We start from the raw sequence: 25,928 nt of genomic DNA, 5'->3' as shown, positions 1-25,928 counted from the left end.
TTATCCATAAGTGAACAACTACCATACTCGTAGATAAAAGCGGACGCAATGCGGAAAGATTTCTTCCTGCCGAGTGAAAATATCGGCAGGAAGTGTTATTGCAGAATAACAATCTAGTTTACTCTTTTTTGTCCCCGACCCAAACCACGAGCACTTTATCGCCTTGATGTTGGCGACTAAAAGCATAGTAATCAGCAGTTTGTTGAGACTGTTGAACTCCGGCACCAATAGCCGGATGGTGGGCTCGGAACTGGCTGACTTTTTGCCAGTGCGCCAGCAGCGCGCCTTTTTCACCTGCCAGTTCATTCCAGTTCATATCCGAGCGAGTTCCTTGCAATGGGTCTGAACCGGTGGCGCCGAATTCTCGCCCGCTTTCATCGCCATAGAAAATCTGCACTGCCCCCGGAGCCAGCAGCAACAGATCACCTGCACGTTGCTGTTTTATCAATGATTGTTGGGCATCATCTTTAAAAAATAGTCGGGTATCATGAGATGAAATGTAGCTCAATACATTGAAGTTTTGTAACTTATCAGCCATTTGCTGATAAGTGCCGTCAATGGATGAGAAGCAAGCCAGTGCCTGTTTAGCTTGATCCTGAAAATCAAAATTAATCATGGCATCGAAGCCATTTTGGTAATAATCACTTTTCATCACACCATGCCCCCAAGCTTCTCCGGTCATCCAGAATGGCAAATCATCCAGTGCTTGTTCGGGGTGAGCCGCTTTCCACTCAGCCAGAGCCGCAGCGCTTTGTTGCTTCAGTTGTTGCCAGGCGGGCTTTTCGACATGTTTGGCGGTATCAACACGAAAGCCATCGATACCGTAATCGCGAACCCATTGGCTCAACCAATGAGTGAGGTAATCACGCGGTGTGGCCCCGGCAATTTCGCGTGCCGCAGTATCCGGTTTATGGCGATAAAATACGGGTAGCCCACTGGGTTGGGTGGATTCTGTTTTGATGTCCGGGAGGAAAGCCAGCGACATGGTCAGATCATCATAGCCGGGGGAGTCATAATCGCCAATATCAGTGCGGATCCATTTCTTTCCCCACCAATTGTCCCAAGCCGCTTTATCACTGAAATTGATATAATCATTAAAACTATGCCAATTTTGCCCTTTACCGGGGGTCCAGTCAGTCCAATTTTTACCCAGAGTTTTTTCTAACTGCTCACCTTGTAGATACAGTGCCCCGAATTGGCCGTTCTGCATATCAGCCAGAGTGGCATATCCCACATGATTCATTACCACATCAAATAGAATACGAATGCCGCGTTTATGGGCTTGTTCAACCAGTTTATGTAAGTCTTGTTCGGTCCCCATATTGGCATCCAGACGTGACCAATCCAGCCCGTAATAGCCATGATAGGCATAATGTGGAAAGTCACCCTTAGTGCCACCGCCGACCCAGCCATGAATTTGCTCCAGCGGGGAACTTATCCATAGCGCATTGACGCCAAGCTGTTGCAAATAATCAAGTTTTTCGGTTAATCCGGCTAGGTCGCCGCCGTGGAAAGTGGCAATTTCTTGCATACCATCACCATGACGGCCGTAGCTGTGGTCATTGTCTGGATTGCCATTTTTAAAGCGGTCAGTCAGTGCAAAATAAACGGTGGCATTTTGCCAACTAAAGGGCGCAGCTTGCTGAGTTTTCGCCGATTCTAGCAGTAGCAGACCGCCACTCTCGGGGCTGGGTTGCAACGTAATTTTACCGAGGGAAACCTTCGCCGTTTGGCCGGAGTAGAAATCCCGTACCATGTCGCCTTCAGCAAAGGTCTTACTGACATTAATTGTCACCGGTTTGCCATCCCAGCGCTGGCAGCTATGTGTCACAACTTTGACGGCTTGCGCTACTGGTTCTTTGAGGCTCAGGGTGAGTGTTGGTGTGCCGCTGCGGGTATCAATACGCACCTGATATTGGCCATCGCGGAATAATCGCCATTGGATATCGGCCTGGTTTTGACAGGGTTGCAGCGAAAATGTCTGATTCAATTTTACCGGCCCGGTGGGCTGCCAGCATTGTTTATCTTGATAAAATTTAAGCAGATATTCTCCTTTGGCGAGCACACTGCTGCTCAGGAAAACGCCGCTATCTTGTTCAGTAAAAGCCGGGAAATGAGGGAATGACCAGTTCGCCATTGCTGCTGGTGACATGATTAGCAGCAAAGGGAGCATTAAAGGTTTCATCGTGCATCTTCCTTGGGTCTGAGAATCGAATAGAGTTTTATGAATATCAGAGTGCCAGATGGCGAAGAAACCGCCTCATCCCTCAAGGTTTTTTGTAGGGTGGAGGGCGACGGAGGATACGTTTTGGATGCTTTGAGTGGCGAGAGATGAGTTCCATAAGATAATGGCCTGCTAGCACAGGCCATTGCGCGTGTTTATGCTTTCTTCAACACCTGCGGATTGACGCAGTTTTCTGTGACGGTGCCGGTCAGTGCGGCAATCAGGTTATCGACGGCGCAGGCCGCCATGTTATAACGCGTTTCATGAGTTGCGGAGCCGATATGTGGAACGGCAACAACATTACGCAATGTGAGCAATGGCGAATCTACCGCCAGAGGTTCTTGCTCAAATACGTCCAGCCCCGCGCCATGAATGGTGCCATCTTGCAGCGCGGCAATCAGTGCTTGCTCATCCACCACCGGCCCTCGGCCTGCGTTTATCAAGATTGCGCTGGATTTCATTTTAGCCAGTTGTTCACGGCTAATCATATGGTAAGTTTGCTCGGTCATCGGCAGAGTAATGCAGAGAAAATCCACTTCAGCCAATAAGGTGTCTAATGTGCAGCGGCGAGCGCCAAAACGTTTTTCAGCTTCTTCATGTGGGCGGCGGCTGGTGTAGAGCACGGGCATACTGAAACCAAAATGTGCTCGTTGGGCCAGCGCCATCCCAATACGGCCCATGCCAAGAATACCGATAGTTTTGTGATGAACATCTACCCCAAACCAGTCATCGCCAATACTCTCTTGCCACTCACCCGCTTTCACGCGCTCAGCCAGCTCTACCACCCGGCGAGCTGTAGCCAGCATCAGCGCCATCATGGTGTCTGCCACGGTCTCAGTCAGTACCGTTGGTGTGTGCATCAATGCAATGCCGCGCTGATTCAGGGCATCGACATCAAAATTGTCATAACCGACGGAAATGGTTGATGCAGCCCGTAGATGCGGCGCTAATTGCAAAAAATCCTGATCGATTTTACCGCCCGAGCCGATAAGCCCCTCGGCTTTTTGCAGTGCTGCTAATAATTCGGGCTGATTATCCGGTGTTAAACCGTCAAAACTGTTTACGGTAAAATGTTGCGCTAAACGCTGATGCAGATCGGTGGGAATGCTTTTGTACAGCACGATAGAGGGCTTCATCATAAACTCCGTTAGCTAACGACAAAAGAGATTTGGAATCAGCATACCAGCGACCACTACAACAGGATCAAGTGATAATCGTTCTTATAATGTTACGGCTCATGAAAAAACCAACCTGCGCGGGCAGGTTGGTGGCTACGATTTAGGGTGCTTCACTGTGAGCTGGGTTTTGCACTGAAGAGGCGTGTGAGGGGATCTTGGCGCAACGCAGCGCAGTGATAATCGCCAGCGCTGGCGCAATGGCAAACAGGGTAAACAGCCAGTGAGCAGTATTTTCCGCGCCCGCGACACCTCCGGGAATATTGAGGCCAGAAAGGTTGGCCACCATACCCGCCATCGCGGCACCCACTGCGGTGGCAAACATTTGTACTGTGGTGATTGAAGCTCCGGCGATATCTTTATCTTCCTCAGCAGCGACTTGCAAAATTCGGGTCAGTAAATGTGGCCAGCCAAAGCCAATACCAAAACCGACCAGAGTGAGCGCAATGGCAATGGGTGCCATATGTTGCCAGCTTCCCTGAGAGCCGGTTGGCATCAGAATCGACAGTGCGACTAAGCCCACCAATACAATGATTGGGCCGCTGATAATCGCCAGGCGCATCCCAGATTTTTTCCAACCGGCACTCATAACCTCAGAAAGTGTCCAGCCCGCAGCCATGGTGGCTGCAATATAACCTGAAATCAGGGGGGACTGGCCATGCAGGGTTTGCAGGAAATACGGCACGAAAATCTCGCAGGTAATGCCGATGGCCAGTAATAAGACGGTGATGTACAGCGCCGCCAAAGGCGAATTAAGGCGCAATGCTCCTTTCGGCAGCAAGCGGGTGCTGGCGCGGGATTCTATCTGCAATAATAGCAGCAGCAATAATATCGCGGCCGCCATGCCAGCCATGTTAATCAAGCCGCTACTGGCAATGCTGCTGGCTGAAATGGTGAGCACAATCGCGGTTAATAACACTAATTGTGTGACCGGTAGCGCTGAAGCCGCGGAATTGGATGATTTGCCCGCGGGCAGAATGCGCCAGGTGAAAATGGCATAAATTAGAGTGATGGGCAGTAATGTCCAGAAAGCGAAACGCCAGGCATTCATTTCAGCAAATATGCCGCCAATGGCCGGGCCAATCAAGGTCGCTACGCCCCACATACCTGAAATCAGCGCCATAGCTCGCGGCCATAATGATTGCGGAAAGACCAGATTAATCATGGCGTAAGAGAGGGCAAACAAGAAGCCTCCCCCCAAGCCTTGCACCGTGCGCCCGACCAGCATCAGTGGCATATTGGGTGCCATAGCACACAAGGCACTGCCCAACATAAAGGTCAATGAAGCCAACAGATAAGCACTGCGCGGGCCGTAGCCACTGAGCAAACGGGCTGAAAGCGCTGAGCCGAGGATTGATGCGGTGACGAACAAAGTGGTATTCCAGGCATAGAGACTCAGGCCATTAATCTCCAGAACCACGGACGGTAAAATAGTGGTGGCGATATAGATATTGATGGCGTGCAACACCACTCCACCCGACAGGGCTATAGCAAAAGCCGCATTTTTACCGGAGAACAAATCACTCCATCGGCTTGCATCATTGATTATCACGTTTTTTATCCTGCCAGAAATCTGGTTATTGAGTTGATTTAGTTGTTACGTTAAAGTTAAACAAGTTAATTCTTGGAATAACTTAGGCCAGTCATCGATAATAAGTCAAGCATATGCTTGTAAAATGTTATGCTGGCAATCAAATATCAAAATAAAAAATGCACCAATGATACTGGGAAAGATATGAAAACTGATCATTCAACCAGTCAGCCGCAGTCTGTTGCTGAACGTCTGTTACTGTTGCTGAAGACTCGCGGCCCATTGCAGGCCACTGATGCGGGAAAGATCCTCGGCACCACAGGGGAGGCCGCGCGCCAACAATTTGTAAAATTAGCCAAAGATGGGCTGGTTATGGCGACAGCACAGGCAAAAGGCGTAGGGCGGCCCATCCAACTTTGGCAACTTACCGATACAGGGAATGCGCGTTTTCCTGATGCCCATGGCGAGTTAACAGTACAGTTGTTGCGGATGGTGCGAAGCAAATTAGGCGAAGAAGCCCTTGATTTACTGATAGATACCCGTGAGCAGGAAACCCGCGACCAGTATTGTCTGGCGATGCAAGGTGCCAATAATATTGGTGAACGGGTGGCTCGACTGGTAGCGATGCGATCCCAAGAGGGGTATATGGCTGAGTGTCAAACTCAGGCCGATGGTTCGATATTACTGATTGAAAACCATTGCCCTATTTGCGCAGCGGCGACTAGCTGTCAGGGATTCTGTCGAGCGGAATTGGATGTTTTCCGTGAGGTATTACAAGCACCGGTTGAGCGAACTGAGCATATACTCTTTGGCTCACGGCGCTGTGTATATCGCGTTGTAGTCGAATAAGAATGAAATACCCCTGTGCCAGCATGAATCCCGACACAGGGCAGATTTAGAATTCATCTTTATGTATAAAACCCAGCTTCTTTTTAACGATTGCTGACGGCTGTGAAATAACATTGGAGCTGAGCGTTTTTTTACCCTTTTCTTTTAGATATCGAGCTAGTTCTCTGACGGCTGCGGTTCCTGCTCCTCGAACACTGCCATTCTCATCTGGGTTTAATACATACTGTGGGTGAGTAACCGAGAAGTTAATATAGCTATCTTCATTATTGGCATCATTTAATGAGGCCAAAATACTTACAATTTTCCCCTTGAGTTTAACCACGACAAATTGATAGTCAGCAGAGTTGTCCATTAACATGTGATACAGCATTTTGCTGGTTATCTTGGCGGCATAGATTGTCCTATCGTGACTCGTTAACGGCGTGCCGTTATTATCTGCTTCATATTCAACCTGACTGTAAAATTGACGCCAATCGTTAATCACCTCGATTATTTCCTCCGTTAAATTTGTTGCAATATGCTGATCTCCTCCGGGAATAACGGCTATTTCAAAATACAAACCTTCTGGTCTAAACCATTCGTTGTTATCCCTAATAAGGGGAGATGGCCGCTCTGTTGGGGGAATATAAGTTTCTAAAGATAAAACATAATCCCCTAGCGGGAGACTTTGTGCTGCTTGAGGCGTGGCAAAAGTATCTTGGTTTTCATTGTGCATAAAATAGCGGGCATAATTTAATAATGCGTAATTAAAGGCTTCTTCCAACATTATGGTGAATGGGGTAAGCCCCAAATCAGATATGGCCTCCTGCACACCTTCGACCAATCTGGACTCTGTTACTTGGTCAGATCCCGCATAGCCAGTAGTACCATGATCCCTAATGTTTTGTAGAACTTGGGTTAAATGTTCGGTGGTCCAATCCAATAAGTTTTCGCCAAAAAGAAATGTAAAATCAGCCAGTAGAATGGACAACCTAGACCCACAGCGCATTCCTGTCTGACGAGGATAGCGGGCGGAGAGGATTTCCTCCGTCGAGGTTTTACAGACTTTGGCCACTGCCGGTAAAGTAACCGCTTGATTATGTAGGTGAGTATCGAGGCGTGTTAAAATCAGCATTGCTGGCGTTGGTTTATCTAATGGAGTGCTGGTGGTCTGTTTTACAGTAGGAAGGGGTTTTGCTGAACCGGCCACGACCCGTGTTTTCCCCTCCCCATCGTGGTGAGAAAATTCATCCGCGCCTACCAGTTTATCAAGTTGATTACAGCGCCCCTGAACCACCAAATTGTAAATAGCCAGCAGGGGGATACCAAAACAGCCAACTGTCCCTAAAGCTCCGCGTCTATCGCGGTGAGAGTGCTTATTTATCGCCATTATAGTTTTATTCACTATTAATGGTTGGATATTTTCTGGCATATTTCCTTGGTCATTATCGGGAATACCATTAGTGATATATAGATCGGCTAAATCTTCTGATAAATTTTGCGTGTTAATCCAGAATGGGGTATTGAGAGGGACCGTTCCTTTAGCTTCAAGATATTGAAAACTTGCATTTTTATTATTTAAACCAAACAAGAAAGATAAATTATCGGCATTGTCACTTATCCTCATATTAAGTGGTTCACTTTTTTCTTCAGCATAGAAGAACAGACTTTTTCCGACCACAATGACTTGTGGGTAGTGAACAAAACCCATACTAAAATTGCTCTCGTTATTAATGTCGACATTCAGCAATATTAACTTATTTGTCTTGCTAAATTCTGAGTTATATTTCCAAAATATATTATTTAAGTCTATTTTACTTTCTTTAATTACAATGCAATCTTGAGTACAAAGCCCAGGGGAGTTTTGGGTTGTTACCGCACTAATTTGGCCCGCCATATCTATTTTCTTTAACCATTCCAGATCAACTGACTCTGTTAGTGTGTAATTTGGGGGATTAAAATTATCATTTTTATAAATAGTGACTTGTACATCCTCTGGAATCTTAATGGAAGATATTCTGTCATTGAGATGGCTATGTTTTATATTATAAAGGTCAATGGCTTCAGGTGCCGTCAAACAAAAAGACTCACCCTGGAAATTATCTTCAGCATAGAAACAAGCCGGTGCTGATTCTTTTTTCTGGAAATAGAGTGGTTCCTCAATAGGCTCTTCCGGATAAAAATGATTAGCTTTAACATTGTTTGAATGGAATATAACGAGAAAATAGAGAAGTAATGATTTCTTCATGCAGACTCCATAATGAATTTAAATAATAATATTTAAGGCTCATGCGGTTCAAAACCCAGCTTAATTTTTACCTTAGCGTAGTGATGGGAAAGTACATCTGAGTAAATTATATTTTGTGCACGTAATAGTTGCGTATATATCACTGAGAGATTTTAAATTTGACAAACTCAGCGGTCACTATAGAGAATAGAAAACAAATAAACTCTTTAATTATCGTTATATTTGTTTTTTATCCTTTTTATGGAATAAAAATATATTTTATGTAAGGGGCATAATATGAAATATTGGCGGGGGAGGATAATAAATATAAGCGTTAGGTGGTATTGGCAGAATTTATATACTTATGGTCGTTGCCATTGCATTGTTAAAATAACACTTTTTGTTTCCGCATTATGGGCGCGCTCAGCAACAATAAAACCTTGCTGGCGATAAAAGTGATAAGCCCGGCGGTTTTGTTGATAAACCTCCAGAGTTAGCGCGCTATAGTGCTGCTGAACATAATTCATCAGCATTTTGCCAACCCCTTTGCCGTAATAGGGTTGATCAACAAACAGCGCGCCTACCAGTTGTTCTTCGAGGATACTAATAAAGCCAGCGATGGTATTGCCCCCATCAGCTACTGGCTGGTGAATATCTTGTGGTAAATATACCCAAGTGCGCGCCGCGGGAAGATAGGTATTTCGTACCAGCGGGGCGCTCTCGTGCCAGTATTGCTCGGCAATAAAAGGGTGTGCTGCAATTGTACTGGTCAGCCACAATTGCATTAGCGCATCCAGATCTTCCGGCTGGGCTGTGCGGATCATTTATCGGCGTTATCCGGATGACAGAAGCAATTGCACATATGGTCATTCACCAGTCCGGTCGCTTGCATAAAAGCATAGCAAATAGTGGAGCCGATAAATTTAAATCCTTTTTTCTTCAATGCCTTAGACATGACGTCTGAGATTGGTGTTGTTGCGGGGGCTTCGGCCAGACTCCACCAATGATTTACCTTTGGCGTGCCATCAACAAAGCTCCAGATAAACTCGGAAAAATCTTCACCGTTAGCCTCCATGGCCAGATAGGCCTGGGCATTGGTGATGATGGCCTGAATTTTACCTCGATGCCGGATAATACTGCTGTCCAACACCAATGTTTCTACCTCTTTAGATCCCATTTTTGCCACACGAACTGGATCAAAATTATGGAAACACTTGCGGTAGTTTTCTCGTTTTTTCAACACGGTTATCCATGAAAGCCCGGCTTGTTGGCCTTCCAGGCAAAGCATCTCAAACAGCATTTGATTATTTCTCTGAGGGATGCCCCATTCTTTATCGTGATAAGCAATATAGAGTGGATCTGACGTGACCCAGCCACAGCGTTCTATAGCCATCTGGCTCATTCCTTTATGCAATTCATGGCATGGGATAATCGCTGTTCGGTCGGTGATAAGCAACTGACTCATTCTATATTTGGACAGAAACTTGACGCAGACAATTATTGGTCAATAATTGATCAATTCAGCATGGTTATCTAAATTTCGCGAGTTACTTGTTAATATAGGAGTGTATATTATGCAATCTAAGCAAAAAATTCTGAGATTTCCCGTAATCTATACATTCGGTCTGGGCATCTACTTCGGCTGTGCTCACATTGCCATGGCCGCGCCTCCCATCATGTGGAGCTGTTGGATTGGTTGCCCACCCCCTTGAATCATGCCGGGGAATAGTAGTGAAAGGACTTGTTGTCGTTAGCCGTATCAGAGCGCATCTCATCAGATTTTGTTGAAAATATGCTTATTTTCCTTTGATGAGTGCGGCTCTGACTCTCCCATTACCGCCATTTATTAGCCAAATTAATCAACAAATTCACCCTGATTCATACATCTTGCCGGATTCTGGCTGTATATCTTACGGTCAACGGGTATACTGGCCCATTCCATTTTAATCCACTTGTATCGCGTGCGAATCCAACATGCAAAAGTTTGATACCAAGACCTTTCAGGGCCTGATCCTGACCTTACAGGACTATTGGGCGCGCCAAGGCTGCACCATTGTTCAACCACTGGACATGGAAGTCGGCGCGGGTACCTCCCACCCAATGACCTGCCTGCGTGCACTTGGCCCAGAGCCAATCGCTGCCGCTTATGTACAACCTTCACGCCGCCCGACCGATGGTCGTTACGGTGAGAACCCAAACCGCCTGCAACACTATTATCAGTTCCAGGTGATTATCAAGCCTTCACCCGACAACATTCAGGAACTCTATTTAGGTTCATTGAAAGAGCTGGGCCTTGACCCACTGATTCACGACATTCGCTTTGTCGAAGATAACTGGGAAAACCCAACATTGGGTGCCTGGGGTCTGGGTTGGGAAGTGTGGCTAAATGGGATGGAAGTGACTCAGTTCACTTACTTCCAGCAAGTGGGCGGTTTGGAATGTAAACCGGTCACCGGCGAGATAACCTATGGTCTGGAACGTTTGGCGATGTACATTCAGGGCGTTGACAGTGTTTATGACCTGATTTGGTGCGACGGCCCTCTGGGTAAAACCACTTACGGCGATATTTATCATCAAAATGAAGTGGAGCAATCCACCTATAACTTTGAATACGCTGATGTGGACTTCCTGTTCTCCTGCTTTGAGCAGTATGAGAAAGAAGCTCAGTCACTGCTGGCGCTGGAAGTTCCGCTACCACTGCCCGCTTATGAACGCATTCTGAAGGCTGGCCACACGTTTAACCTGCTCGACGCCCGTAAAGCCATCTCGGTGACTGAGCGTCAGCGTTATATTCTGCGCATTCGTACGCTGACCAAAGCTGTCGCCGAAGCTTATTATGCTTCCCGCGAGGCATTGGGCTTCCCTATGTGCAAAAAGAATCAGAACTAAGAGGCTGTCATGACTCAACAGACTTTCCTGGTGGAAATCGGCACGGAAGAGCTGCCGCCGAAGGCTCTTCGTTCTCTGGCCGAATCTTTTGCTGCCAATTTTACGGCTGAACTTGATAGCGCCAATTTGCCTCATGGTGAGGTTATTTGGTATGCCGCACCACGCCGTTTAGCATTAAAAGTTATCAATTTAAGTGCTGCTCAGGCTGATCGTGAAGTCGAAAAACGCGGCCCCGCAATCGCGCAAGCATTTGATGCGGAAGGTAAACCAAGCAAAGCAGCCGAAGGTTGGGCGCGGGGCTGTGGTATTACTGTGGATCAGGCGGAGCGCTTGGTTACTGATAAAGGCGAATGGCTGCTGTATCGCGCTCATGTAAAAGGGCAATCAGCACAATTATTGCTGGCAGGGATGGTCAATACCGCCCTGAGCAAACTGCCTATTCCTAAACTGATGCGTTGGGGTGATAAAGAAACCCAATTTGTTCGCCCGGTTCATACCGTGACAATGTTGTTAGGCTCTGAAGTTATTCCTGGCACCGTGTTGGGTATCGATTCAGACCGTGTAATTCGTGGTCACCGCTTTATGGGTGAAGCAGAATTCACTCTCGATAATGCTGATCAATATCCACAAGTCTTGCTGGAGCGCGGCAAAGTTATCGCTGACTATGAATTACGCAAAGCTATCATTAAGCGTGATGCAGAGTTAGCCGCGCAGGAGATTGGCGGTGTTGCGGATCTGAGTGAAAGCTTGCTGGAAGAAGTGGCGTCATTGGTCGAGTGGCCGGTGGTGTTGACCGCCAAATTTGAAGAAAAATTCTTGGCTGTTCCTGCGGAAGCGCTGGTATATACCATGAAAGGTGACCAGAAGTATTTCCCGGTTTACGACACGGCCGGTAACTTGCTGCCAAACTTTATCTTTGTTGCCAATATTGAATCGAAAGATCCTCAGCAGATTATTTCGGGCAACGAGAAAGTGGTGCGTCCACGTCTGGCGGATGCTGAGTTCTTCTTTAATACTGACCGTAAAAAACGTCTTGAAGACAATCTACCGCGTCTGGAAACCGTGCTGTTCCAACAGCAACTGGGCACCCTGCGTGATAAAACTGATCGTATTCAGGCGCTAGCCGGTTGGGTTGCGGCACAGATTGGTGCGGATGTTAACCATGCTACTCGTGCAGGTTTGCTGTCCAAGTGTGACCTGATGACCAATATGGTGTTCGAATTCACTGACACCCAAGGTGTGATGGGGATGCACTACGCCCGTCACGACGGTGAAGCTGAAGACGTTGCTGTCGCACTGAATGAGCAATATCAGCCACGTTTTGCGGGCGATAATTTGCCGTCAAATCCGGTTGCGTGCGCATTGGCCATTGCCGATAAAATGGACACATTGGCCGGTATTTTCGGTATAGGCCAACATCCGAAAGGCGATAAAGACCCATTCGCTCTGCGCCGCGCGGCGTTGGGTGTATTGCGTATTATTGTTGAGAAGAATTTGCCGCTGGACCTGCAAACGCTGACCGAAGAGGCTGTGCGCCTGTATGGCAGTAAGCTGACCAACACCAAAGTGGTCGATGAAGTGATTGAATTTATGCTGGGCCGCTTCCGTGCCTGGTATCAGGATGAAGGTCATAGCGTCGATACCATTCAGGCGGTTCTGGCTCGCCGACCAACCAAACCGGCTGATTTTGATGCACGGGTGAAGGCGGTGACCTATTTCCGGACTCTGGATGCCGCGGCGGCATTGGCTGCTGCCAATAAACGTGTGTCGAATATTCTGGCCAAGTCCACGGATAAGCTGAATGACCATGTTCGTGCCTCGGTGTTAAAAGAGCCTGCTGAGCTGAAACTGGCCACACATTTGGTGGTATTGCGCGATAAACTGGAGCCGGTGTTTGCTGCGGGTCAATACCAAGAAGCCTTGGTACAGTTAGCGACTCTGCGGGAAACGGTCGATGAGTTCTTTGACAGCGTAATGGTGATGGATGAAGACGATGCCGTGCGGGTTAACCGACTGACATTGTTGAGCAAGTTACGCGAGCTGTTCTTACAGGTTGCTGATATTTCGCTGTTGCAGTAATCCTGTACTCGATCGGCAATAGGGGAGCGTATTGCGCTCCCCTTAGCTATTCTTAACGCTGGAGTTGGGCGATAAGAATAGAATTTTGTGAAAATAAGTACTTATTACAGGAGTAGTTTCACATGACTTTTGCACTGAATATGACCCGATATTCGCGTTGGTTAGCGCCATTCCTGGCGTTACTGGTGGTGTTCCAATTGACCGCCTGCGGGGATAAAGAGCCAGAACAACGTAAGGCTTTTATTGATTATCTACAAAACACCGTGATGCGCAGTGGGATGAAACTGCCAACACTGAGTGAAGATCAAAAGCAAAAGTTTGGTCCTTATGTCAGCGATTACGCGATTTTAGTGACTTTTTCACAGCAACTGAGTAAATCTGTAGATGCCAGCTTGACGCCCGCTATTGCGCAAATCAATGAGATTCGCACCGCACAGGACTATCTCAATAAGCGCGATGCATTACAGCAGTCCGCAGGGGCTTTAAACCTGTTAGTACAGCAGATTCGCACCGCCAAAACACAGGCAGATACAGCGGTGGCCGCGCTGAAGCAGCCCGACGATCTGAAAGTCGTGTTTAATAAAGTCTTTGATAACGTGGTCACTCAGCCGACCAATGTGTTGATTCCGGCCGTTCCGGTTGTTTCTGGCTTTGTGCAGGATCTGGCGCAGGTTGGGGACTTCCTGCAACAGCAGGGGACTCAAGTCACCTTCAATAATGGTGGTGTTCAATTCCAAACTGCACAACAAGCGGCACAATATAACGCGATGATGGCTAATCTGGTCGCCAAGTACCCGGCGATGATGGCAGCACAAAAGAGTGTCATGAGTGTCATGCAGTGATGGTTTAGGTTGATTGATCGCTGCATTTGACATGAAATTTGTGCTCACTTTGCTTCCGATACCTCAACCAACCGCCAAAGGGGTTACAAGCGCGTAATCCCTTTGGATCTTCTGAGTTTGCCCTCCTGCCCGGTTGAGGCCGCAGAGGTAAAGTGCTACTGAGCGTTTATCAACCGAAACACTAACTCGATATGCCCTCGTCATCGAAAGAATCTCAGCCGAAACTAAAAATCACACATCCACATTTACCAGTGTTGTTTTATTACACATTTATCAGTCAGCGGCTCAATGTCGATGTATTGGATAGGTGAATGTCTCATCCTGCTTCCGCGAGCAAAAATAACTTGTGATTAACATCACATTTTCAAAACAAATGGCCACCATAAAAATGTGACATATATCACTATATTGGTCATTTTTAGCTTAAAAATTCTCCGCCGTGGCTTTCTTACACCTCAATAGTGTGATCTTGATCAACAAATACACCCCTATGATGGGGGTTTGTGTGTGATTTGTGTCACATAAAATGGGTGAGCTACGCGTGAGTAAAAGAGCATGCTAGAGTTTGTTTTGCATACAGCGTGTTTGTATTCGATAACACCGGCGGGTTTTGCAGAACTGCCTCAACAAAACAATTATATCGCGCTCTTATTGTTAGCGCGTACCAATAGGGGTGTTTTATGTTTTCACCAGACGCAAAGGTCAGAATTCAAAATTTTGGCCGATTCCTCAGTAACATGGTTATGCCCAATATCGGCGCATTTATCGCCTGGGGTATTATCACCGCACTGTTTATCCCAACCGGTTGGTTGCCAAATGAAACGCTAGCCAAACTGGTTGGCCCGATGATCACCTACCTGTTACCACTGCTGATCGGTTTTACCGGTGGCCGTTTGGTGGGGGGTGATCGTGGTGGTGTGGTCGGTGCTATCACCACCATGGGGGTTATCGTTGGTGCGGATATGCCAATGTTCCTCGGCGCCATGATTGCAGGCCCATTAGGTGGCTGGGCAATCAAACACTTTGACCGTTGGGTTGAAGGTAAAATCAAAAGCGGCTTTGAGATGCTGGTTAACAACTTCTCAGCCGGTATTATCGGTATGTTGTTGGCTATTCTGGCCTTTATGGCGATTGGCCCATTGGTTGAAGTATTGTCTCATGTGCTGGCTAAAGGCGTGCACATCATGGTTGCGAATAACCTGCTGCCATTGACGTCAATCTTTGTTGAACCGGCCAAAATCCTGTTCCTGAATAACGCCATCAACCACGGTATCTTCTCACCTCTGGGTATCCAGCAGGCCACTGAAACCGGTAAGTCTATCTTCTTCCTGATCGAAGCTAACCCAGGCCCAGGTTTAGGTGTATTGATGGCTTATATGTTCTTCGGTAAAGGTAATGCCAAACAATCTGCTGGCGGCGCGGCTATCATCCACTTCTTCGGTGGTATCCACGAAATCTATTTCCCATACGTTCTGATGAACCCACGCTTATTGCTGGCGGTGATTCTGGGCGGTATGACCGGTGTGTTCACTCTGACTGTGCTGAATGGCGGCCTGGTATCTCCAGCTTCTCCTGGTTCTATCTTGGCGGTATTGGCGATGACACCGAAAGGCGCATACTTTGCCAACATTGCTGCGGTAACAGCTGCTTTTGCTGTGTCTTTCGTGGTGTCAGCTATCTTGCTGAAAACCTCTAAAGTGAAAGATGACGAAGAAGACAGCCTGGAAGATGCAACCCGTCGCATGCAAGACATGAAAGCTCAATCTAAAGGCGCACAAGCCGCCAATGCAGCCGCTGCTGCTGGTGATTTGAGCACTGTTCGTAAAATCATCGTAGCCTGTGATGCCGGTATGGGTTCTAGCGCGATGGGGGCAGGGGTGTTGCGCAAGAAAGTCCAAGATGCGGGTCTGAAGTACATCTCGGTCACTAACTGCGCTATCAATAACCTGCCAGAAGATGTTGATTTGGTTATCACTCACCGTGATTTGACCGAGCGAGCCATGCGTCATGCACCACAAGCGCAGCATATTTCGCTGACTAACTTCTTGGACAGCCAGTTGTATACCAACCTGACGACTCGTTTAGTTGAAGCGGGTAATGCGACGGAGAAAACCCAGAAAGTCATCGAAACGCTGGATGATAGCTTTGAGCCATCTGAAGCCAATCTGTTCAAGTTGAGTGCGGCGAATATTTTCCTCAATCAACATGCGGTGACGAAAGAGCAGGCCATTCGCTTTGCCGGTGAGCAGTTAGTGAAAGGCGGTTATGTCGAGCCAGAATATGTTGAAGCCATGTTGGAACGTGAAAAACTGACTTCCACTTATCTGGGCGAATCTATCGCCGTGCCACACGGCACCATTGAAGCTAAAGACCGTGTACTGAAAACAGGTGTGGTGTTCTGCCAATATCCTGAAGGTGTGCGTTTTGGTGAAGAAGAAGACGAAGTGGCTCGTCTGGTCATTGGTATTGCTGCTCGTAACAATGAGCACATCCAGGTAATTACCAGCCTGACCAATGCGTTAGATGACGATTCAGTCATTGAGCGTTTAAGCAACACGACTAGCGTACAAGAAGTGCTGGATTTATTGGGCGGTAAAAAATAGCTTGGCGGTAAAAGTAACTGGGTGGTAAAAGTCGCCCAGTCATAACTGAATAGGGCCGTTGGGAGTAAACGGCCCTTTTACAGCAAAAGGTAAAAAACATGAAAGCATTACATTTTGGCGCAGGTAATATTGGCCGGGGCTTCATTGGTAAACTTCTTGCTGATGCCGGTGCAAAACTCACTTTCGCAGATGTTAATCAGCCGCTGTTGGATGAGCTGAATAAGCGTAATAGTTATCAGGTTAATGTTGTGGGTGAGCAAGCGCGTGTTGAAGAAGTGAAAAATGTTAGCGCAGTTAACAGTGGTAGCCCAGAAGTTGTGGCACTGATTGCTGATGCTGATATTGTCACTACCGCAGTTGGCCCACAAATTCTGGCCCGTATTGCTGGCACCGTGGCACAAGGTTTGATTGCTCGTCATCAACAAGGCAACACTCGTCCGCTGAATATTATTGCTTGTGAGAATATGGTCCGTGGCACCAGCCAGTTAAAACAGCATGTTTTTGCAGCTTTGCCAGAGAATGAGCAAGCATGGGTTGAGCAACATGTTGGTTTTGTTGATTCTGCCGTCGACCGGATTGTGCCGCCATCAGAAGCGGGCAGTACGGATATTCTGGCGGTGACGGTAGAAACATTCAGCGAGTGGATTGTCGATGGCACTCAGTTTAAAGGGCAGCCACCACAAATCGCTGGGATGGAACTGACTGATAACCTGATGGCTTTTGTCGAGCGCAAACTCTTCACTCTGAATACTGGGCATGCCATTACGGCTTATTTGGGCCAGCTTGCCGGTCACCAAACTATTCGTGATGCCATCTTAGACCCTGCTGTTCGCCAGACGGTGAAAGGCGCGATGGAAGAGAGCGGTGCGGTACTGATTAAACGCTATGCTTTTGATCCACAAAAACATGCTGCTTACATCAATAAAATTCTCTCCCGTTTTGAAAACCCTTACCTGCATGATGATGTTGAGCGTGTTGGCCGTCAGCCGCTGCGTAAACTCAGCGCCGGTGACCGTTTGATCAAACCGCTGTTGGGGACACTGGAATATCAGTTGCCGCACAATAATCTGGTGACCGGCATTGCTGCCGCGATGAGTTATCGCAGCGAGCAGGATCCGCAAGCACAGGAATTGGTTGAATTACTGGCTAAATTGGGGCCGAAAGCCACCCTTGCTCAAATTTCCGGTCTGCCAGCTGATAGCGAGGTTGTGGAACAGGCGGTGAGTGTGTATAACGCCATGCAGGACAAGCTGACGCACTAATTCCGTTTTGTTAGGGGATATACCCTAAATAGTTCGAGTTGCAGGAAGGCGGCAAGCAGAGAATCCCGATGAGCTTACTGTAGTCAGTGATTCGGGTGATTGAATGTAGCCAACGCACATGCGGCTTGAAGTATGACGGGGATAAATACCGTGTCAGATTGCGCGGTATTTATCCTTTGATAGCCTGATAATCAGCAACCACCCCAGTGACAAACGATGATTGAGAAAACACAGGCATTTGAGAATCGGGTACTTGAACATCTGAACGCGGGCAAGACCGTTCGGAGTTTCTTGATGGCTGCTGTCGAATTATTGGCAGAGGCGTTGAACATTCTCGTGGTGCAGGTTTTTCGTAAAGATGACTATGCGGTGAAGTATGCCGTGGAGCCATTGCTAGTGGGGGATGGGCCGCTGGGGGAGTTATCTGTCCGGCTGAAGTTGGTTTATGCCTTGGGGGTGATTACCCGCCATGAATATGAAGATGCTGAGCTATTAATGGCGCTGCGTGAAGAGCTGAATCACGATGGCACCGAGTATCGTTTTACCGATGACGAAATTCTCGGGCCATTTGGTGAATTGCATTGTGTGGCTGAGCTGCCGCCGGTGCCGACATTTTTACGCCCGGATGAAGCAGATGCTTCGCTGATTGCCATGCAACGCCAGCGTTATCAGCAAATGGTGCGCTCAACTATGGTGTTATCGATAACTGAATTGCTCTCCCGCATCAGTCAGAAACAAGTCTCCAAGCTCTCCCCACTCGGCCACGCTTGAATCACGCCATGGCACTTAGCCATTCATCAGCCAACAGCCACAATGCGGTTATTGCCATCAAACCGCCCATCACACCATTAAATAGCCGTAATTTCCAATTGACTCGCAGCGCATGACGCAACTGATCGCCCATCACCGCCCAAACCGCCACACACGGCAGATTTAATAAAGCGAAGCCGCCCACAATCATCAGTGTATGGCTCAGTGTCGCCCCTTCGCGTGGGGTGAATAAGATGGCGACATTCATTGCCATCAGCCATGCTTTTGGGTTAATTGCTTGAAACAATGCCCCCTGAATAAATCCCATGGGGTGCTCGCTATCCCGGGCATTAGGGGTGCCGGAATGAAATATTTTCCAGGATAGCCACAGTAGATAACCGCCACCCAATGTGACTAATGGCAGGCGAACAACTCCCACCCAACTGAGAACCAAGGCTAGCAATGTGGTCATTAATGCGCATTGCAGCGCACAACCAAAAGTAATTCCCAACATCATCGGGAAAGTACGGCGTAAACCAAAATTGACACCAGAGGCAGCCAATAGCAGGTTGTTAGGGCCAGGGGTTATCGACATGACGGTGACGTAACTGATAAAAGCGCTGTCTAGCATGGGGGCAATCCTATTAATGTTATCAAGAGATTCAGCATAAACATCAATCCGTGATGGCGTCAGAAGCAGAAGTTATCTATTGTTATGGGTACAGTTCTGATAGCGCCAAACTGTACCCATTCATCCAGCGGAGAACTGTCACCATGTCCCTTGTTATGAACGAAATTCGCTACTTACAAGTGGCCGACAATTTGGCGCAAGCCATTAAAAATGGCAGTCTCTTGGCGGGTAGCCGCCTGCCCTCGGTGCGGGGTTACGCGCAGAGCCACCAGGTGAGCATCAATACCGTGGTGGCCGCGTATCGCACACTGGAAGACCGCGGCCTGATTGAGGCCCGTCCGCAGTCGGGTTTTTATGTTTGTAGCCCGTCAACCGCCGTGGTGCCAACGGCCACCGTGGGCAAACCGGTGGATGAAGTGCTGGATTTGATTGATACAGTGTTTGCTGCGCAACAAAACTCGCGCTTTACTAACATCTCGCTGGCCTGCCCGCAGACCGGCGATTTTTATCCAAGTGCTAAACTGGGCCGCATCATGGCTTCCTTATTGCGCCGTGAACCACAATTAATCAGTCAATATTCTTTACCACCCGGTAGCCAGCGGCTGCGCCAGCAAATCGCTCGCCGTGCTATGACGTTAGGGATGTTGGCCGATCCGGCGGATATCACCATTACCCACGGGTGTATGGAGGCGCTGCAATTGGCGCTACGGGTGACCACCAAACCGGGGGATTGTGTCGGGCTGGAGTCGCCGACTTATTTCTATCTGATGCCCTTATTGGCTAGCCTCGGGTTGAAAGCTGTGGAGATCCCGACAGACCCGCAGCAAGGTATCTCATTGGATGTATTGGAGTTGTTGCTTGAAGAGGGGCGTTTAAATGCACTGATTGCTATGCCGACGGTGCAGAATCCTTTGGGCTATACCATGCCACTCGCCGCGAAAAAACGGCTGGCACAGTTGATGAACGATCATCAAGTGCCATTAATTGAAGATGGGTTATATGCCGAAATTCAATTTGGCTCGACTCTGTCGCCAGCAGTTAAAGCCTTCGATCGTGACGGCTGGGTGCTGTTTTGCTCTAGTTTTACCAAAACGCTGGCACCGGATTTCCGTGTTGGCTGGATTGACGGGGGGCGCTTCGCAGAAGCATTGCACAAGCTAAAAGCGGTGTCGTCGATGGCGGAGCCGATGTTGTTGTCGGAGACTCTGGCACTGTTCCTTGAATCTGGCGGCTATGACCACCATCTGCGTAGCTTGCGCCGCCGTTATGCGCAGCAAGTCCAGCAAGCCCAACAACTGATAACCCACAACTTCCCACGGGGAACCACAGTGACACAGCCAGCGGGCGGATTTGTCTTTTGGGTGGAATTCCCTGATAGCGTTGACACCGTCGCACTGTTCCATCAAATGTTGCAAGAGCAGATTTGTCTAACTCCGGGGACGCTTTATTCGCCCAGTGGCCGTTATCGCAATGCATTTCGCCTGTCCTGCTGTTATCCGTTCAATAGCCGTTATACCGGAGCATTGGAGCGGTTGGGGGCGGTTGCATGTGAAATTAGTGGCTTACCCGCTGGAATGCAGTGGCTGCCAGTACAGGAGGCTGCTGCTGAAAGAGATGCATCCTGATACACTATCCATCTTGATGCACAATCAGTGCTATTCTATCTCCAACTTTAGCGAAATATCGTGCCCATTAGAGGCATGTACGGGCCAATACTATGAAAGAACATGCAGAAATTAAACGTCTAAGCGACATGCTGGATGCGCTGAATCATAAAGATCCAATTGTTATCCAGCAGGGTAATATGGATTTGATCGCTCAGCATATGAAAGAAAAAGAGAAGCTGGCGGCTGAAATTCAGCGTTTGAAAGAGGTGCGGGTTAAAAACCTGAGTGCTGAAGCCCAGAAACTGGCTCAACTGCCCTTTAGCCGTGCCATTACCAAGAAAGAGCAAGCCGATATGGGCTCTTTGAAGAAAGCGGTGCGCGGTATTGTGGTTGTTCACCCAATGACTGCATTAGGCCGTGAAATGGGCTTGAAAGAAGTGACCGGTTACGCCCCAAAAGCGTTCTGATTAACGGCTTTGAACAATCCGGGTGGATGGCATGCCCGCTACCCGGTTTGTTTTTCAAAATTGTTAATCAATTATCTTAATTCCTAGATATTCCCCAGCAATCGCCGATTGAAATCTTCTATCTTTCCTTGCGCAAGACGCGTCAGCATGGTTTTGCTCCAACTGGCCGATAGCCCGGATACTGCCAATAAGCGGCGATACTGTTCTTCATCGAACGGCATGTGCCAGGCAATGGCAATGGCTTCAGATACGGAGATATCACTGGTCCGTGCTAATAGTGTCAAAGGATGGTTTTCACTGACTTTGCCGGGTGAAATTACCCGATACAACCAACCGCAGTAGCCGATTTGCTGCATCAGCACTGACATATCCTCGATAGCAAAATGGAAGTTGAGTTTGTAGCAAGGTGAGCGCGGTTGAGTCACCTGAATGATTGCATCTCCCCAGCGATAGATATCCCCCATAAATACATTTTTCTCGGTCATGCCGAGGGTTGATATGTTTTCACCATAAGCTGGGGCAGAGAAAATATCAGCCTGTTCAGGGAATTGCTGGGCCCAGTGAGTGTAATGCTCACGGGGATAATGACATAACGCCCGGTCTGGGCCGCCGTGGAAGCGAGTTTCGGCCTGTTCATCCCCCTCCAATCCGAGAGGCGTGAGCATAATGCCGCCTTGCACCTGACGTTTGCCAATGGCACTGGGGGAACTGCCGCTGTAAGGCTCAATTTTGCCGATATAAACCTGTAGATATTTCATCTGCTCTCCTTGTCTGTGCTCAGCTCGGAGGCTCAGAATACCCTGCCTGACGGCAGGGTTCCAAGGTTTAACGCAGAATCAGAAGGTTTCCCAGTTATCCTGCTGTTGGGTACGATGGGTTTCTGGTGCTGCGCGAGGTGGGGTTATCCGCGGGGCAGTTGTATTGCTCTGAACAGACTCAGTTTCCGCTTCGGACAGGCGGAACACCGCCACAGCTTGCGCCAGTAAGATAGCTTGTTCCGCCAGTGAATCGGCGGCGGCGGCGGACTCTTCCACTAATGCGGCATTTTGTTGAGTGGTGCTGTCCATTTCCGAAATAGCCTGGCTGACTTGTGTGATACCACGGCTTTGCTCATCGGAGGCCGAGGCAATTTCTGCCATGATATCGCGCACATGAGTAACTGAGCGGACAATATCTTCCATCGTTTGACCTGCATTTTGTACCAGCGATGTCCCGGCATTCACTTGAGATACTGACTCGCCGATCAACCCCTCAATTTCTTTCGCTGCTTGCGCACTGCGTTGTGCCAGATTACGCACTTCGCTGGCCACCACGGCAAAGCCACGGCCTTGCTCACCAGCACGAGCCGCTTCAACCGCCGCATTCAAGGCCAGAATATTAGTCTGGAAAGCAATGCTGTTAATCACCGAGGTGATTTCAGAAATCCGTTTAGAGCTACCAGAAATATCATTCATGGTGCGTACGACATCATTAACCAGCTTGCCACCTTGCTGTGCGGTTTGTGATGCCTCTGTCGCGAGCTGATTAGCATGGTGGGCATTATCGGCATTCTGTTTAACCGTGGCATTTAATTGCTCCATACTGGCCGCGGTTTCTTCTACTGCCGCAGCTTGCTGTTCAGTACGGGATGATAAATCGGTATTGCCTGCGGCAATCTCACCGGAGGCATGAGATACCTGACTGACGCCAATACGAATTTCGTCAATCATGGCGCGCAGATTTTCATTCATCCGGGCAACAGCATTCATCAGCAGACCCAATTCATCAGTTCGGGTCGAAGTAGTTGCTGCGGTTAAATCACCCGTTGCAATGCGCTCAGCCATGGCGAGTGTGGTTCGCAGTGGCACGGTAATTTGGCGGGTCATGCGCCATGAAATTAACAACCCAAATAGCAGGGCGGCAATGACAGTAATGGCTAACTGCAATTGCGCATTATTGATTTCGTCGTGGGTGCCTTGTAGCTCTTGGGTGAACAGATGGGTTGCCAACTTATTCAACTCATTGGCACTAGATTCCATTACTTTACCGACTTCCAACTCTTGCTGATAAGCCGGTAAATACGCCAACACGTTGTCTTTATAGCTGCTGAGGCTGGAGATAACCGGCGCTAAAAGCTTTTGCTGTTCGGCTGATAACACGGGCATGAAAGCATTTGCGGCACTGTTAGCAATATTGATAGACGTTATTAATGAAGATTCTGCATCCTGATTGCGATCCAACAATAAGCCACGCGCGTTATAGCGCACGGTCATTAACTTTTGGTTCATTTCTGCCAGTAGAATTTGGGTGTTGGTATCCGCGCCCTCATTGAGCAAGCTTTGTTGTAATTCGTTGAGGTTCTTCTGAGTTTCAGAGATATTCCAACTTTTGCGCACGTCGTCCTTATGGGCCACTGCGTTGACAAAATTAGCTTGTTGTTGCAGATACTCTTCTACTACATCGGCAATGTTGCTGATCGTTTTACGATTATCTTCTGACCAGCCAAGCTCACTACTTTGAGAGAGTAAGGCTTTTATCTTATTGATATGCTCAGAGTTTTCTTTGATGTATTTCAGGTCATAGGTGCGTTCATATAGCGCACGGTTATATTTTGCCTGATTGGCTTCATCATTAATTTTGTAGCTCAAGTCGACTTTATAAGCATGCTCTTCAATAACGGAGAAATGATATGCGGTGGTACCAGCGATAATGCCAACCAACAACAACATCAGGAAAAAGCTTAATCCGAGCTTTTTACCGACTTTCACGTTCTCAAAGTTACCAAAAACTTTGCTAAATGCTGCCATGTTCTTCTCCGTTATGCGGTGTTTTTGCTGCAAATCAATCAGCGTAGGTGAGTTTGGGAAGGTCTAATTATTAGAGGATTTCGAGGAACTGGCGGTATGTGGGGCAGCCTTGGCAAGAGTGCTTTCCCTAACGTTTTTATGGCGTCATTTTTTGAGTCATAGCCCAGAGATTAATGCCATAAATACCCATATCTCTCTTGAACAAACTATCGGCAGGATTTGGTTAAACTTTAACAATAAAAAATGCCAGCAAGGGTTATCTTGCTGGCATTGATTCAATCCCGATACCGTGCCATTTAAGGCGTGATAAGGGTGCGGGTTAATTACTTAGCTTGAGCGAAACGCGCTGCTGCTTCGTCCCAGTTAACGACGTTCCAGAATGCTTTGATGTAGTCTGGGCGGCGGTTTTGGAATTTCAGATAGTAAGCATGTTCCCACACATCCAGGCCAACAATCGGGAAGCCTGATGCGCCAGAAACGGCTTCGCCCATCAGCGGGCTGTCTTGGTTAGCGGTGGAAACAACAGCCAGTTTGCCGTCGTCTTTCAGTACCAGCCAAGCCCAGCCTGAACCGAAACGTGTTGCCGCAGCTTGCTCAAATTTTTCTTTGAAGCTGTCAACACTGCCAAAATCGCGCTCGATAGCGGCTTTCAGGTCACCGGTCAGAGTGGTACCCAGTTTCAGGCCTTTCCAGAACAGGCTGTGGTTAGCATGGCCGCCGGCGTTATTACGCATAAAGGTGCGTTTTTCAGCTGGGACTTTGTCCAGATCTTTGATCAGATCTTCAACACTCAGTTTAGCCAGCTCAGGGAAGCTCTCCAACACCGTGTTTGCATTGTTAACATAGGTTTGGTGGTGTTTGGTGTGATGGATTTCCATCGTCTGCTTATCGAAGTGTGGTTCCAGGGCGTCATAAGCATAAGGCAGTGATGGCAGTGAGTAACTCATAATCATCGTCTCCGTAGGTGTAGGGCGGCACAAAAAAAAGTAAGCACCGCGTAAGCATTCCGATCATTATAGTTAATTAAATGATATTGAAAATGATTATCAATGCCGTACTTATTGTGTGGTTTTTCTATTCCCTAATCCGTTGCGGATGAGTATACACTGTTGCCCGACCGGGCTTGCTGAAGCCAACCAAGGTGAGATTACAGCGCTCGGCGACTTCCACAGCTAAGGTTGTTGCAGCAGAAACAGCAAATAAAATTTCGGCCCCGCACATGGCCGTTTTCTGTACCATCTCATAGCTGGCACGGCTGGAAACCAGCACAGCGCCTTGCTCCCACGGCTGTTTAGCCCGAACTCCGAGCAATTTATCCAGTGCCACATGGCGGCCGACATCTTCACAACCTCCCAATAATTCCCCCTGACGATTTATCCAGGCGGCAGCATGGGTGCAGCCGGTCAGTTGGCCCACAGTTTGCACTTGTTTGAGCTGTGCGAGTGCGCCATCCAAATTATTGAGATCAAAGGTTTGCGTGAACGGCAAGGGGGTGATTGGGCGGAAGATATCATCCAGTTGCTCAATACCGCAGACGCCACAGCCAGTGCGGCCGGCCATAGCTCGACGGCGCTCTTTTAAGCCAGCAAAGCGGCGGCTGGATAGCTCAATGTTAACCTCTATGCCATTACAGCCGGGGGTGACATCAATGGCATAGATTTCTTGTGGCGCAACAATAATCCCTTCTGATAACGAAAACCCCAGCGCGAAAGCGTCTAAATCTTTAGGGGTGGCCATCATCACGACATGAGAAATGCCGTTGTACACCAGTGCTACCGGCACTTCTTCTGCCAGCCAATCTAATTGCGGCTCCGCCATTTGATGGCGCTGTAGCACGTTAAGTTGTCTGGCACCGCAAATTCCGGTGGAAAGGTCAATATCTGAAGGTTTGATCTGGCTCACTATGCGGCCCTGAAAGTTATAACCCATAATCACAATGTGGTAACATTCACATTAAGAATGGTATGGGTATAATTCCATTTATACAGGAATGTATCCCACACCGATAAAGGTGATATCGCGAAAGC

At 48.2% G+C, this 25,928-nt stretch carries 20 protein-coding genes; 9 read left to right on the top strand and 11 right to left on the bottom strand.

The window, feature by feature from the left end:
* Positions 1-118 precede the first annotated feature (118 nt).
* The 3 genes from F0T03_RS21205 to F0T03_RS21195 form a co-directional block, all read right to left on the bottom strand.
* Positions 119-2,185, bottom strand: coding sequence for an alpha-amylase (locus F0T03_RS21205; RefSeq protein ID WP_159680556.1), 2,067 nt, complete (start codon positions 2,183-2,185; stop codon positions 119-121).
* A gap of 194 nt (positions 2,186-2,379) precedes the next feature.
* On the bottom strand, positions 2,380-3,360 hold the full coding sequence (ghrB, locus tag F0T03_RS21200) for a glyoxylate/hydroxypyruvate reductase GhrB (protein WP_145555362.1): 981 nt from the start codon (positions 3,358-3,360) through the stop codon (positions 2,380-2,382).
* A gap of 142 nt (positions 3,361-3,502) precedes the next feature.
* Positions 3,503-4,945 carry an MFS transporter gene (locus F0T03_RS21195; protein ID WP_162527068.1) on the bottom strand — a complete coding sequence of 481 codons (1,443 nt, stop codon included), beginning with the start codon at positions 4,943-4,945 and terminating at the stop codon, positions 3,503-3,505.
* A 189-nt stretch (positions 4,946-5,134) separates the two neighbouring features.
* On the opposite strand from F0T03_RS21195, the gene F0T03_RS21190 reads away from it, so the two are divergent.
* Entirely contained in the window at positions 5,135-5,779 is a 645-nt protein-coding gene (locus F0T03_RS21190) for a helix-turn-helix transcriptional regulator (RefSeq protein WP_159680552.1), read from the top strand.
* A 46-nt stretch (positions 5,780-5,825) separates the two neighbouring features.
* Here F0T03_RS21190 and F0T03_RS21185 read toward each other — a convergent pair whose 3' ends face one another.
* The 3 genes from F0T03_RS21185 to F0T03_RS21175 form a co-directional block, all read right to left on the bottom strand.
* Positions 5,826-8,006: a beta/gamma crystallin domain-containing protein gene (locus F0T03_RS21185; RefSeq protein WP_159680550.1), complete on the bottom strand. Its 2,181-nt coding sequence runs from the start codon at positions 8,004-8,006 to the stop codon at positions 5,826-5,828.
* Positions 8,007-8,347: 341 nt separating this feature from the next.
* Entirely contained in the window at positions 8,348-8,809 is a 462-nt protein-coding gene (locus tag F0T03_RS21180) for an N-acetyltransferase (RefSeq protein ID WP_145555302.1), read from the bottom strand.
* The gene (locus F0T03_RS21175) at positions 8,806-9,378 is read right to left on the bottom strand and encodes a DNA-3-methyladenine glycosylase I (RefSeq protein ID WP_159680548.1); all 573 of its coding nucleotides are present in this window, start codon (positions 9,376-9,378) and stop codon (positions 8,806-8,808) included. The genes F0T03_RS21180 and F0T03_RS21175 overlap by 4 nt, the downstream gene beginning before the upstream one ends.
* 581 nt (positions 9,379-9,959) lie before the next feature.
* Here F0T03_RS21175 and glyQ point away from each other — a divergent pair.
* The 6 genes from glyQ to F0T03_RS21145 all read left to right on the top strand — a co-directional run bounded on the left by glyQ (position 9,960) and on the right by F0T03_RS21145 (position 18,431).
* A complete protein-coding gene (gene glyQ / locus F0T03_RS21170; RefSeq protein ID WP_004393008.1) occupies positions 9,960-10,874 on the top strand; it encodes a glycine--tRNA ligase subunit alpha in 915 nt (304 codons plus the stop codon).
* A 9-nt stretch (positions 10,875-10,883) separates the two neighbouring features.
* The gene (gene glyS, locus F0T03_RS21165) at positions 10,884-12,953 is read left to right on the top strand and encodes a glycine--tRNA ligase subunit beta (RefSeq protein WP_159680546.1); all 2,070 of its coding nucleotides are present in this window, start codon (positions 10,884-10,886) and stop codon (positions 12,951-12,953) included.
* Positions 12,954-13,075: 122 nt separating this feature from the next.
* Positions 13,076-13,795 (top strand): DUF3053 domain-containing protein, encoded by a 720-nt coding sequence (locus F0T03_RS21160; protein ID WP_159680544.1) that lies wholly within the window; start codon positions 13,076-13,078, stop codon positions 13,793-13,795.
* A 680-nt stretch (positions 13,796-14,475) separates the two neighbouring features.
* Positions 14,476-16,398, top strand: coding sequence for a PTS mannitol transporter subunit IICBA (locus F0T03_RS21155; RefSeq protein ID WP_145555298.1), 1,923 nt, complete (start codon positions 14,476-14,478; stop codon positions 16,396-16,398).
* Positions 16,399-16,496: 98 nt separating this feature from the next.
* Positions 16,497-17,660: a mannitol-1-phosphate 5-dehydrogenase gene (locus F0T03_RS21150; RefSeq protein WP_145555297.1), complete on the top strand. Its 1,164-nt coding sequence runs from the start codon at positions 16,497-16,499 to the stop codon at positions 17,658-17,660.
* Between the two features lie 216 nt (positions 17,661-17,876).
* Entirely contained in the window at positions 17,877-18,431 is a 555-nt protein-coding gene (locus F0T03_RS21145) for an MltR family transcriptional regulator (protein ID WP_019212698.1), read from the top strand.
* 1 nt (position 18,432) lies between these two features.
* Here F0T03_RS21145 and F0T03_RS21140 read toward each other — a convergent pair whose 3' ends face one another.
* Positions 18,433-19,041, bottom strand: coding sequence for a LysE family translocator (locus tag F0T03_RS21140; protein ID WP_162526998.1), 609 nt, complete (start codon positions 19,039-19,041; stop codon positions 18,433-18,435).
* 143 nt (positions 19,042-19,184) lie between these two features.
* Between F0T03_RS21140 and F0T03_RS21135 the strand changes: the two genes are divergently transcribed.
* A complete protein-coding gene (locus F0T03_RS21135) occupies positions 19,185-20,666 on the top strand; it encodes an aminotransferase-like domain-containing protein (RefSeq protein WP_159680542.1) in 1,482 nt (493 codons plus the stop codon).
* Between the two features lie 92 nt (positions 20,667-20,758).
* A complete protein-coding gene (locus F0T03_RS21130; protein WP_145555295.1) occupies positions 20,759-21,115 on the top strand; it encodes a YibL family ribosome-associated protein in 357 nt (118 codons plus the stop codon).
* Between the two features lie 83 nt (positions 21,116-21,198).
* On the opposite strand, the gene yiiM is transcribed toward F0T03_RS21130, so the two are convergent.
* From yiiM to fdhD, 4 genes are all read right to left on the bottom strand, one after another.
* The gene (gene yiiM, locus F0T03_RS21125) at positions 21,199-21,873 is read right to left on the bottom strand and encodes a 6-hydroxyaminopurine reductase (protein ID WP_145555294.1); all 675 of its coding nucleotides are present in this window, start codon (positions 21,871-21,873) and stop codon (positions 21,199-21,201) included.
* Positions 21,874-21,951: 78 nt separating this feature from the next.
* Positions 21,952-23,901 (bottom strand): methyl-accepting chemotaxis protein, encoded by a 1,950-nt coding sequence (locus F0T03_RS21120; RefSeq protein WP_145555293.1) that lies wholly within the window; start codon positions 23,899-23,901, stop codon positions 21,952-21,954.
* 323 nt (positions 23,902-24,224) lie between these two features.
* A complete protein-coding gene (gene sodA, locus F0T03_RS21115; RefSeq protein ID WP_050099416.1) occupies positions 24,225-24,848 on the bottom strand; it encodes a superoxide dismutase [Mn] in 624 nt (207 codons plus the stop codon).
* Positions 24,849-24,975: 127 nt separating this feature from the next.
* Positions 24,976-25,830 carry a formate dehydrogenase accessory sulfurtransferase FdhD gene (gene fdhD, locus F0T03_RS21110; RefSeq protein ID WP_162526997.1) on the bottom strand — a complete coding sequence of 285 codons (855 nt, stop codon included), beginning with the start codon at positions 25,828-25,830 and terminating at the stop codon, positions 24,976-24,978.
* Between the last annotated feature and the right edge of the window lie 98 nt (positions 25,831-25,928).

The organism is Yersinia canariae (genome assembly GCF_009831415.1).
GTDB classification, from domain to species: domain Bacteria; phylum Pseudomonadota; class Gammaproteobacteria; order Enterobacterales; family Enterobacteriaceae; genus Yersinia; species Yersinia canariae.
The sequence above is the reverse complement of the archived record's forward strand: the minus strand, read 5'-3'. Positions and strand labels throughout refer to the sequence as shown.